An 11,082-nucleotide genomic window follows, 5' to 3' on the forward strand; every position below is an offset into this window, starting at 1 on the left:
AAAGACGTTACGGAGTTTGAGGCGCTCTGCTGCCGGCTGATCCAAGGCGCTATTATGTAAAGCGTTTTGCAAAAGTGCGTTCCGTTTTTTGAAAAGCGTGTAAAAGAAATTTGAAACACGCTTTGATTGAATCTGGCCGTTCGCCTTGCGGCCCGGGGTGACGGGTTTGTCAAAGTCCATACTTGAAGAGGGGGAAGGTATGAAACGATCCATCCATATATTACTGGCAGCCACGTGCCTGGCATCGGGGCTCGGCTTGCAGACACCGGCTTTGTCACAGACAACGGACGGCCAATCACAGGCTGAATCGGCTAAGGCCGAACCGTCACAGGCTGACACGTCCGGCGGCGACACATCATCTGTCGTGAAGCCGGACACCACGACCGTCACGGTCACCGGCAAGAAAAAGGTCCCCAACGACCGTGATGTCTATGACGTCAGCAAGGACCTGGACGCGAAGACCGGCACCGCGGCCGACGCCTTAAACAAAATCCCGGGTGTCAATGTCGATCCGTCGGGCAATGTCACCTACCACGGGCGCAATGTGGTCGTGTATCTGAACGGACGGCCCTCGTTGATGTTGTCCGGAGACAATCGCGGCCTAGCGCTGAGGTCGATGCCCTCAGCCTATATTTCGACGATCGAGGTGATTTCCAATCCTGGGGCGCAACAGTCTTCGGGTGATGGCGCGCCGATCATCAATATCAATACTCAGCGCAACATGCCGCCTGGCATGTTCGGCAGTGTGAGCGCCAGATATAGCTCACCGGCGGGGTCTTTGGAGGCAGCGTTCCTGGGGATTACCAAGGACAAGCTGAGCATGACCTTGATGGGCACTTATATCGACAATGAGATGGACTTCGTTCCGAGGCGCAAACTTCGGTGCTGGACAGCACGGGCGCGACCCTGCAGGCGTCCAGTTCAAAGGGTGAGGGACGTTCACGTTATCGTGGACCATTCCTGATCGCCAATCTGCAATATGATCTGGGGGCAAATGATGTCATGGCGGCGGCGCTGAATTACAATCGCATGCCGTCAGATTCGTTCAACCGGTCGGATGACGTCAGTAAAGCGGCTGATGGTACGGTTATCAACCTGTTCGAACAGGCTGGCAGCGGCACCTTCATCAATGAAAGTGTAGGCTTGTCCGCCAACTACACCCACTATGGTCAAAAGCCTGACGAGACGTTGAAGGTCGACGGCAGCCTGGCGCGTAACACAAGTCAAAACGATTACCGCAGCGCCAATACCTATCTCATCTCGACCCTCCCGGGCAATACGGGCACCCGGATACAGACCCAGGATCGGCGTAACGACAAGACAAAGTCAAACCTGCACGCCGAATATAATACCCCATTTGGCGATGACCAGTTGACCCTGGGCGGCGAGGTCGATGTCGAGGATAACACACTCAACAGCCGTATCCTGGGGCCCGGAGACACCGACGACAGTTTGACGGTCAATCCCCTTCTGACCAATGACTTCCGCTCCCATCAGGTGGTGTCGGCGCTTTACGCAACATTCCAGCGCGAATTTACCCCCCGCTGGACGGTTCTGGTCGGACTGCGCGGCGAGGTGCTTCATCTCACGACCAACGACCTGACCTATCGTACCAAAGGCAATATCAATTATGGCCGCCTGAATCCGAGCCTGTTTGCCACCTATGTCATATCACCCGCACAAAAACTGCGCTTCAACTATACCCACCGCCAGCAACGGCCGGAGGCAGCAGACCTCAATCCTCACATCGTCTATTATTCCGATACGTCAGTAGATGCCGGCAATCCGGGGTTGAAACCGCAAGAGAGGGATGCCATCGAGGGCCGCTATGAATTTAACGGAAAGGGGAGGACCTATGCCGTGCGCGCTTTCTGGCGCGGCGACAGTCGCACCATTGCCACGGTCTCGCAGATCGTGCCCGACCCGCAAGGCCTTGGCAATATCGTCACCCAAACCATGCGCGTGAACTGGCGTCACCAGTCCGCCTATGGCATCTCGACCGAATACAGCCAGCAGATCGCCAACAAGCTGATGTTTAACGCCGATGCCACCCTGACCCACAGCCAACTGCGCAATCCTCAGATCACCGGTGTCCAGTCGGTGACGTCCGCGGATGGCAGTCTGTCTGTCACCTATACCTTCCCGAAAGGTGACCGTATTTTCGCCACCTACAGGATGATCGGCCGATCGTTCACCGGTGAGGGCTATACGACCGGCTCCGGCCAGGCCAACATCCAGTATAGCCACAAGCTGACCGAGAAGATCGACCTGGATTTTTCGGTCGAAGATCTCTTCCGCCAGACCGGGAGAGTGATGGTCATTGATACACCACTTTTGCAAACCCGCTCCGTGAATAACCAGCAGTCCCCAACCTTCATGATCGGTCTTAGCCGGCAATTCAGTCGCTTTGGGCCGATGCCCGCACCGGCGAATTAGGCAGGAGAGGGCGCAAGCTTTTGTAGTCTTACTCAGAGCGATAGCGCCCTCTGCTCACACGGGCAGGGCGATGGTGTTCTTGACCTCTTCCATCACCGCGTAGGTACGGGTTTCGCGCACGCCAGGCAGGCTGACCAGGGTATCACCCATAAAGGCGCGGTAGGCGGCCATATCCTTCACGCGCACCTTGATCAGGTAGTCGAAGCCGCCGGCCACCATATGGCACTCCATGATCTCCGGGTGTCGCATCACCGACCGGGCAAACTCCTCAAACAGCCCGCCCGTGGTGCGATCCAGCAGCACTTCGACGAAGATCATCAGGGCGCAATCGAGCTTGACCGGATCTAGAATCGCCATGGTGCCCAGAATATAGCCCTTGCTGCGCAGCCGCTTCACCCTGTCAAAACACGCGGCCGCAGAGATATGGCAGGCCTCCGCCAGGGCCTGATTGGTGATACGGCCATCGTCCTGAAGGGTGCGCAGGATGCGGCGGTCCATCTCGTCGAGCATGTCAATATCTTCGGTAAAGTGCCAATAGGAAAAATTATCTTCGGTTCTGGAGGTTAAAATACCAAGCACATTCGGTCAATTCGGATTTATACAAGAGATATAGATTTCAGGGAGTGGCCAGTGACCATGACAAGCGCGCTCGATATCAGCCGTTCGAAGATGGAAGCCCTGCTTCGGGCGCCCGAGCCCGAGGTGCTGGCAGGGCTGTTGCCCGCCGCCACACTGGATGCCGCGACGCGCGGTCGCGTGCTCGCTCAGGCCGGGCTCATCCTCAACGATCTGCGCGCCGCGCAAGACACGGGCTGGATCAACCGCTTCCTGCAGGAATACCGCCTGAATACGCAGGAAGGCGTAGCGCTTCTTTCGCTCGCCGAAGCTTACCTGCGTGTACCCGATGCCGCCACCGCCGACCTCCTGATCCGCGACAAGCTGGGCGATGCTGACTGGAAGGCGCATTCCGGCAAGTCATCCTCGGGCCTCGTCAACTCCGCCACCTTCGGATTGGTCCTGACCCGTGCCCTGGTGGCCGAAGACGGCGGCGCGCTGAAGGGCCTGCTGGCGCGCGCCGGTGAGCCTTTCATCCGCGCTGGCGTGGCGGCCGCGATGAAGATGATGGGGTCGGTCTTCGTCATGGGCCGTAATATCCACGAGGCGCTTGATCGCGCCGCCAAGCCGGAAAATGCCGGCTTCACCGCCAGCTTCGACATGCTGGGCGAATCCGCCCGAACCCGTGAAGATGCGGATAAATATTTCGACTCCTACCGCAACGCCATCGAGGCCGTCGGCACGTCGCCGAAGGGCAAGGCGCACAATATTTCGGTCAAGCTGTCGGCTCTGCATCCGCGCTATGAAGTGGCGAATGCCGCAGCTTGTGTGCCCGAACTGACCGACATGATCCGTGAGCTCGCCCGTCAGGCCGCCGGTCACGGCATTGGCCTGACGGTCGATGCCGAGGAGACCGAACGCCTGATGATGTCGCTCAATATCATCGAAGGCGTGGCGCGTGATCCCAAGCTCAAGGGCTGGGAAGGGTTCGGCATGGCGGTGCAGGCCTATGGCAAGCGCTGTCGTCCGGTCATTGCCTGGGCGCAAGCCTTAGGCGCTTCCACCGGCAACAAGCTGATGGTCCGTCTGGTCAAGGGTGCCTATTGGGATTCCGAGATCAAGAAGGCGCAGGTCGAGGGCTTGAGCGACTATCCGCTCTTCACCCGCAAGGCGGCGACCGATGTCTCGTATCTCGCCTGCGCGCACGATATGTTCGATGCCTCGCACATCTTCCCGGCCTTTGCCGGTCATAACGCCCTGACCGTCGCCACCTTGATCGACTGGGCGGGTGATCGCCGCGATTTCGAGTTCCAGCGCCTGCACGGCATGGGCGAAGGCCTGCATGAGCGCCTTGTCCGCCAGGAAGGCTATAGCTGCCGCACCTATGCGCCGGTTGGCGGCCACCGCGAACTGCTCGCCTATCTCGTGCGCCGCCTGCTGGAAAACGGCGCCAACAGCTCATTTGTTCATCAACTCGCTGACGCCACCGTTACGGAGGACATGCTCTTGGCCGACCCTGCCACCCATATCAAGGCCGTCGAAGGCCGTCCGCACCCAGCCATAGCCCTGCCGCGCGATCTCTTTCCCGGACGCATCAATTCCGCGGGTCTCGATCTGAACGACACCGAAACCCTGGCGCAGGTGATGACGGCGATCAACGTGCCCACGACGCCGCTTAAGGCCGCGGCCATGGTGGCTGGCCAGCCGGTCACGGGTACAGCGCGCAACGTGCTGAACCCCGCTGATGGCTCGGTCGTCGGCACCGTCATTGAGGCGACCGCTGCCGATGTGCACCGCGCCATCGCCTCGGCCGCCGCTGCCGCGCCCGCCTGGAACGCGCGTCCGGTCGAGGAACGTGCCGCCTGTCTGGAGCGTCTGGCCGATCTCCTCGAAGCCAACCGTCCGGAGCTGATGCGACTGGCCGTGCGCGAAGCCGGCAAAACGGTGGGCGATGCCTTGGCCGAAGTGCGCGAAGCCGTCGATTTTTGTCGTTATTACGCTGTTCAGGCACGCACCCAGATCAAGCCGGAAATCCTGCCGGGGCCTACGGGTGAGCGTAACGAACTGCATCTTGTCGGCCGCGGCGTCTTCGCCTGCATCTCGCCATGGAACTTCCCGCTGGCCATCTTCCTCGGTCAGGTCTGCGCCGCGCTCGTCACCGGCAATGCCGTCATCGCCAAGCCGGCGCCGCAGACGCCTCTGATCGCGTGGCGCGCCGTCGAGCTGGCCTGGCAGGCTGGTATCCCGCACGACGTCCTGCATGTCCTGCCCGGCGGTGTCGAGGTCGGTGACGCCATCATCGGCCATACGCAGGTGAACGGCGTCGCCTTCACCGGCTCCATGCCGACAGCGCGCACCATCGCCCGCAACCTGCTGAAGGATGACAACCGCCCCATCGTGCCCCTGATCGCGGAAACCGGCGGCCTTAACGCCATGATCGTCGATTCCTCGGCCCTGCCGGAGCAGGTGGTCGCCGATGTCGTCACCTCGGCCTTCCGTAGCGCCGGTCAGCGCTGTTCGGCGCTGCGTCTGCTGGTCGTGCAGGAAGAGGTCGCTGAGGGCATCATCACCATGCTCAAGGGCGCCATGGATACGCTGGTCATCGGTGATCCGGCCGATATCCGCACTGATGTCGGCCCGGTGATCGACGCCGGCGCGCGCGACAGGCTGGAAGCCTACCGTCAGTCGGCCAGGGGCAACTGGGTGCACGCGCTTGAGCTGCCGCATAATACAGGAACCTTCGTCGCCCCGACCCTGATCCGCCTCAATAGCCTCGAAGACTTGAAACAGGAGTGGTTTGGCCCTCTGCTGCACGTCGTCACCTGGAAGGCCGGCGAACTGGATAGCCTTGTCGCGCGCATCAACGCGCTGGGCTACGGCCTGACCATGGGGCTGCATTCGCGCATCAAGGCCACCGCCGACAGGGTGGGGCTGATGGCGCGCGTCGGCAATCTCTACGTCAACCGCTCGATGATCGGCGCCGTGGTCGGCTCGCAGCCCTTTGGCGGCGAGGGCCTCTCCGGCACCGGCCCGAAGGCTGGTGGTCCGCACTTCCTGATGCGCTTTGTCTCCGAGCGCACGATCTCGACCGACACCACATCGGCAGGCGGCAATGCCACCCTGCTGTCTTTGGCTGAAACAGACGTCTGAGTCCTGTTTCGCCTGCAAAGCCCTGCGCGTTTTCCCCCAGGCGCGCGGGGCTTTGTCTTTTGCAGACCTTGATCTGGCGCGTCGTTCGCCTACAGTCGGACCGGATGATCAGGAGATCTCATGTACAACGCGCTTTTGCTGGCCGTTATCTGTCTTTTGCCATCTGTAGGTCTGGCCCAGACGCACGAAAGCGCGGTCACGACGTCGGTGGTCGCGCCCGCGACCGTGAGCGTCAGTATCGAGACCACCGCCGGTCCCATCGTGCTTGCGCTCGAAGCCGAACGCGCCCCCCTGACGACGGCCAACTTCCTCGCCTATGTTGATCAGCACAAACTGGACGGGACCGTCTTTTACCGCGCCATGATGGACTGGACAGCATCCTTAATAAAATCAGATATTTACACGGACGCGGGTGCAATTTGGGTGCAATGAGAAAATGTAAGTCGCTGATATCACAGCGTATTTGAACGTGCATTCGGCCACTAAATTCTTACTTGTGAGCTAATATGATACCATTAAATATTGGCGTGATGGTATGGGTGTCAAATTTTTGTGCCTAGTATGTTAGCTAATAAGTTGAATATATTCATTTATATTTAGTGTGTTTGACATTTTAGTAATGCCTTGTATGTTAGGCAATGTTATTGCATTAAAGCTTAATGCCTAACATACTGGACATTCGTAATGGACCTCGAAACCCTTGGACAGTCTATCGCAAAACGACGGAAGGGCGCCGGGTTGACACAAGCACAGTTAGCGCTTCGTGCCCGCGTTAGTCGTGCGACGGTTACCGCTCTTGAGACCGGCGCTCAACGCGAACTCGGTTTCAATAAAGTCATGGCTATTCTCAATGTTCTGAAGCTTGACCTGCACATCACAGAGGCCAACACCGGGCGGCCGACGTTAGAGGATCTTCAGCGGGAGACCGGACAATGATAAGGGTGTGGAGCGACAATATCAGTGCCGGGTTGCTTGACCGGCATGGAGGTAGCGGAGCTGCTTTCGCCTATGCCCCTGATACTGCCACCGAGCGAGCCGTGTCGATGACTATGCCTGTCCGCCTGGCGAGTTGGGATCAGGCGTTCGGCATACATCCTATCTTCGAGATGAATTTACCGGAAGGCTACCTCAAAGAGAAATTGCGTCTGGCCTTTGCGAAAGCCACCGGCACATTCGATGCTCTGGATCTTTTGTCTGTCGTCGGTCGCTCCCAAATCGGCCGGCTGCGCTATACGGCACCCGATGCTGACCTGGATGATCAGGTCCCGTTTCAGTCGGTCGATGAGGTCTTAAATCATCGCCGAGATAGGCAGTTATTCGACTACATGATGGATCGTTTTGCCGCCTATTCGGGGATTGCCGGTGTCCAGCCAAAGGTCATGATACGCGACGAGAATGAGGCCGACGTTCTTAAAGGGCGTCGTTCGTCCAGCATTCAGGGGGCTACCCATATCGTGAAATTTTGGGACCCGGCTGAGTATCCTCATTTGGCTGCAAATGAGTATTTTTGCCTTCTGGCAGCTGAGAAGGCAGGACTTACCGTACCGCGTCGCCGGCTATCCGAAGATGCTTCGGCTTTGGTCATAGATCGCTTCGACTTGCGAAGCGACGGTAGCTATATGGGTATTGAGGACTTTTGTGTCCTGAACGCGAAGGGGGCAGATCGGAAATATGAAGGTGGCTACGAGACCGCCGTTTTTAAACGCCTCAAGGACTTTATACCGGGCGAACTCCAACACGTTGAACTGGGAAAGCTCTTCACCCTGTTCGTTCTGAATGTGGCCGTTCGCAATGGCGATGCGCACCTGAAAAACTTTGCGTTGTTATATGATAACGTCGCTGGAGCACCCCGCCTTGCCGATGTCTATGACATCGTGACAACCACGGCATACCTGTCAAAAGATGTAATGGCGCTCACCCTGGACGGGACAACGAAATGGCCGGATATCCGACAATTGACAAGGCTTGGCACCCTGCGCTGTGGACTGTCTTTAAAGGACGTGGCGGTAATCGTCGATCGGGTTGCTACTGCTGTTTCAGAAGTACTGGTCGAGTTGAAGATATATGCTCGGCATGATCCGAGCTTTGCGAATGTCGCCGCAAGCATGGAAGCGCAATGGGGCATTGGCCTAAGCCAATCGCTCGGTCGTGGCACGCCGTAACTCGGGTGCTAATGACGACCTGGAGTTCATCCTCTGCATAGTAAGAATGTTCGCTTTGGCTTTATTTATTCGATGTGACTGCTTCTAGGTATGGCGCTATTGTGGCGGCGCCGCGATTTTTGCCGCTTCATAAGATGCTCGGTTCGAGACGATGATCGAAGACACGCTGTGGGATCATCCAGCTGATGAGCTTGTTCTGCAGCGGGAAAAGATCAGCATCCGGTCAGATGACCGGACGCTGATTAGTACATTGATATTGAGGTGTCAGTTAGTAGCCGACACCGCGAACGCCGCCGGCGACGCGGATGGATTCACCGGTAACCCAATGCGCGTCGTCGGATGCCAGGAACACTGCAGCAGGTGCGATATCTTCCCGCTCGCCGAAGCGGCCAAGTGGTGTTCCGGCAATCAGCTTCTCGCCGAATTCGCCCGCGAAATTGCCATCGGTCGCAGGTGTATTCGTGTGACCGGGCAGGATCGAGTTCACCTGGATGCCGCGCGGTCCGAGTTCACGGGCCAGCGCGAAGGTCATCGTATCGACGGCCCCCCTGGTCGCGGCATAGACGCTGGACGCGAGATAGGGGGCAGTGCTGAGGATCGAGCTGATGTTGATGATGCTGCCGCCGCTCTCGCCAAAAAGCTTGAGAGCTTCCCGGATCGCCAGGAAGTAGCCGATTACATTGACACCGCCTTGTCGATGACCTCAAAGGCATCACAGACCGGACACAGCATGCCTTGTTCTTACGAAACTACACTGAAAATCTGACGCTGTATGGACGGTGTGATTTCACTGGCGCGCTTCGCACCGGGCATCGCGATTGCGAACTTCTTCATCATCATTGGTGACATGCGTTTTCTCGACGCCCGCCGCGCCACCTCAGGCGATACGGAGGGCTTCACCGCCTTCGGCCATGTGGTCGAGGGCATGGACATTGTGCGATCGATCCTGCACATGCCGGTATCCCCTACCGAAGGCGTCGGCGTCATGAAGGGCCAGACGCTCGACCCACAGGTCCGTATCCTCAACGTCCATCGCGTCGACCAAAAGAAAACGACCGCCGCTTGCTGTGCGGGGCAGTTCAGGCTAAATGGCGCCATGGCTGAACGGATATATCTTTATGACTCCACCTTGCGCGATGGCGCGCAGGCGCAGGGTATCGACTTTACGGTAGCGGACAAGCAGGCGATCGCGGCTGCGCTCGACGCCTTTGGCATCGACTATATCGAAGGCGGCTGGCCCGGCGCCAACCCGACCGACGACGCTTTTTTTGCCGATCGTCCGCTGTCGAAATTCGCAAAAGTCTCTGCCTTTGGCATGACGCGCCGCGCCGGCCGTTCGGCCTCCAATGATCCCGGCTTGCAGGATCTGCTGGCCGTCGATACGCCAACCGTCTGCCTCGTCGGCAAGGCATGGGACTGGCAGGTCGAGACCGCGCTTAAGGTGTCCAAGGCCGAAAATCTCAAGATGATCGGCGACTCGCTGGCCCATATGGTGACGAGCGGTCGTGAGGCGGTCTTCGACGCCGAGCACTTCTTCGACGGTTACAAGGCCAATCCCGGCTACGCGCTCGATGCCTTGCGTGCCGCCCATGAGGCCGGCGCGAAATGGCTGGTGCTGTGTGATACCAATGGCGGTTCGCTGCCGTCAGAGGTGCGCAAGATCGTAGCTGTGGTGCGCGAAGCCCTGCCGGATGCGAAACTCGGCATCCATTGTCATAACGATACCGAGCAGGCGGTCGCCAATTCGCTGGCGGCGGTCGAATCTGGCGTGCGCCAGATCCAGGGCACGATCAACGGCATCGGTGAGCGCTGCGGCAATGCCAACCTGATCGCCCTGATCCCGACCCTGATGCTCAAGATGGGTTTTGATACCGGCATCAGCGCTGAAAAGCTGACGCAGATCGGCAAGCTGTCGCGCCTGGTCGACGATCGGCTCAACCGCGCGCCCGATCGCCATGCGGCCTATGTCGGCAGCAGCGCCTTCGCGCACAAGGGTGGCCTGCATGTCAGCGCCATGAGCAAGGACAGCCGGTCCTATGAGCACATCGATCCCGCGCTTGTGGGCAATGCGCGCCTCATCCTGGTCTCCGACAAGGCCGGCCGCGCCAATATCCTCAGCCGTTTGCAGCAGATGGGTATCGACGTGGCGGCGGATGACCCGCGCATCGGTGATCTGGTCACGGCGGTCAAGGCGCGCGAGGCCCAAGGCTATGCCTATGAGGACGCCGGCGCCAGTTTCGAGCTGATGGCGCGCCAGACGCTGGGCTTCATCCCGCGCTATTATGACCTGCAAAGCTATCGTGCGCTCGATGAGTGCCGCGTCGACGCCCATGGTAACCACATCACCCTGTCGGAAGCCACGGTCAAGGTCGCGATCAAGGGCGAGGTGGTGATGACGGTGGCCGAAGGCAACGGTCCGGTCAACGCACTCGACGCCGCCCTGCGCAAGGCGCTTCTGCCGCACTATCCGGCGCTGGCCGCGATGCACCTGACGGACTACAAGGTGCGTATCCTGACGCCTTCGGAAGCCACGGCCGCGCTGACCCGCGTCATGATCGAGAGCAGCGATGAGATGGGGGCAACCTGGACCACGGTCGGGGTCAGCCACAACGTGATCGATGCGTCCTATAACGCGCTCTACGATGCGATCTCGTATCACCTGATGAAGCGTCAGAACCCGGCTGCTTAAGGCTATCCCCATATACGCATAAGGCAGTTGCGGCTGAAAGCGCCGGCGAATCCGAGAAGCGGCGTCAAAATCATCACCGGGCATGCCTCG

Annotated in this window: 8 protein-coding genes and 1 pseudogene; 7 read left to right on the forward strand and 2 right to left on the reverse strand. The window is 59.1% G+C overall.

What is annotated here, in order from left to right:
- The first annotated feature begins 199 nt into the window (after nucleotides 1-199).
- Together ABQ278_RS17505 and ABQ278_RS17510 are read left to right on the forward strand one after the other, a co-directional pair.
- Complete coding sequence (locus tag ABQ278_RS17505; protein ID WP_349322317.1) at nucleotides 200-964, forward strand: TonB-dependent receptor plug domain-containing protein; 765 nt, start codon at nucleotides 200-202, stop codon at nucleotides 962-964.
- On the forward strand, nucleotides 883-2,436 hold the full coding sequence (locus tag ABQ278_RS17510; protein WP_349322318.1) for an outer membrane beta-barrel family protein: 1,554 nt from the start codon (nucleotides 883-885) through the stop codon (nucleotides 2,434-2,436). The genes ABQ278_RS17505 and ABQ278_RS17510 overlap by 82 nt, the downstream gene beginning before the upstream one ends.
- 54 nt (nucleotides 2,437-2,490) lie before the next feature.
- On the opposite strand, the gene ABQ278_RS17515 is transcribed toward ABQ278_RS17510, so the two are convergent.
- A complete protein-coding gene (locus ABQ278_RS17515; RefSeq protein ID WP_349322319.1) occupies nucleotides 2,491-2,946 on the reverse strand; it encodes an Lrp/AsnC ligand binding domain-containing protein in 456 nt (151 codons plus the stop codon).
- Nucleotides 2,947-3,072: 126 nt separating this feature from the next.
- Between ABQ278_RS17515 and putA the strand changes: the two genes are divergently transcribed.
- The 4 genes from putA to ABQ278_RS17535 all read left to right on the forward strand — a co-directional run bounded on the left by putA (nucleotide 3,073) and on the right by ABQ278_RS17535 (nucleotide 8,303).
- The gene (gene putA / locus ABQ278_RS17520) at nucleotides 3,073-6,141 is read left to right on the forward strand and encodes a bifunctional proline dehydrogenase/L-glutamate gamma-semialdehyde dehydrogenase PutA (RefSeq protein ID WP_349322659.1); all 3,069 of its coding nucleotides are present in this window, start codon (nucleotides 3,073-3,075) and stop codon (nucleotides 6,139-6,141) included.
- A 120-nt stretch (nucleotides 6,142-6,261) separates the two neighbouring features.
- Complete coding sequence (locus tag ABQ278_RS17525) at nucleotides 6,262-6,573, forward strand: peptidylprolyl isomerase (RefSeq protein WP_349322320.1); 312 nt, start codon at nucleotides 6,262-6,264, stop codon at nucleotides 6,571-6,573.
- Nucleotides 6,574-6,825: 252 nt separating this feature from the next.
- Complete coding sequence (locus ABQ278_RS17530) at nucleotides 6,826-7,077, forward strand: helix-turn-helix domain-containing protein (protein WP_349322321.1); 252 nt, start codon at nucleotides 6,826-6,828, stop codon at nucleotides 7,075-7,077.
- The gene (locus ABQ278_RS17535; protein WP_349322322.1) at nucleotides 7,074-8,303 is read left to right on the forward strand and encodes a type II toxin-antitoxin system HipA family toxin; all 1,230 of its coding nucleotides are present in this window, start codon (nucleotides 7,074-7,076) and stop codon (nucleotides 8,301-8,303) included. The genes ABQ278_RS17530 and ABQ278_RS17535 overlap by 4 nt, the downstream gene beginning before the upstream one ends.
- A gap of 268 nt (nucleotides 8,304-8,571) precedes the next feature.
- Here ABQ278_RS17535 and ABQ278_RS17540 read toward each other — a convergent pair.
- Nucleotides 8,572-9,003 (reverse strand): annotated as a pseudogene (locus tag ABQ278_RS17540) (SDR family oxidoreductase); the annotation flags it as partial.
- 72 nt (nucleotides 9,004-9,075) lie between these two features.
- On the opposite strand from ABQ278_RS17540, the gene cimA reads away from it, so the two are divergent.
- Entirely contained in the window at nucleotides 9,076-10,992 is a 1,917-nt protein-coding gene (gene cimA / locus ABQ278_RS17545; protein ID WP_349322323.1) for a citramalate synthase, read from the forward strand.
- The last annotated feature ends 90 nt before the right edge of the window (nucleotides 10,993-11,082 follow it).

Origin of the sequence: Asticcacaulis sp. MM231 (assembly GCF_964186625.1) — a bacterium.
Lineage (GTDB): Bacteria > Pseudomonadota > Alphaproteobacteria > Caulobacterales > Caulobacteraceae > Asticcacaulis.

What these genes read in the sequence shown, in the direction of transcription:
- ABQ278_RS17505 (WP_349322317.1), top strand. Translation starts at nt 200, where the DNA reads ATGAAACGATCCATCCATATATTACTGGCAGCCACGTGCCTGGCATCG.
- ABQ278_RS17515 (WP_349322319.1), bottom strand. Translation starts at nt 2,946, where the DNA reads ATGCTCGACGAGATGGACCGCCGCATCCTGCGCACCCTTCAGGACGAT.
- putA (WP_349322659.1), top strand. Translation starts at nt 3,073, where the DNA reads ATGACAAGCGCGCTCGATATCAGCCGTTCGAAGATGGAAGCCCTGCTT.
- ABQ278_RS17525 (WP_349322320.1), top strand. Translation starts at nt 6,262, where the DNA reads ATGTACAACGCGCTTTTGCTGGCCGTTATCTGTCTTTTGCCATCTGTA.
- ABQ278_RS17530 (WP_349322321.1), top strand. Translation starts at nt 6,826, where the DNA reads ATGGACCTCGAAACCCTTGGACAGTCTATCGCAAAACGACGGAAGGGC.
- ABQ278_RS17535 (WP_349322322.1), top strand. Translation starts at nt 7,074, where the DNA reads ATGATAAGGGTGTGGAGCGACAATATCAGTGCCGGGTTGCTTGACCGG.
- cimA (WP_349322323.1), top strand. Translation starts at nt 9,076, where the DNA reads ATGGACGGTGTGATTTCACTGGCGCGCTTCGCACCGGGCATCGCGATT.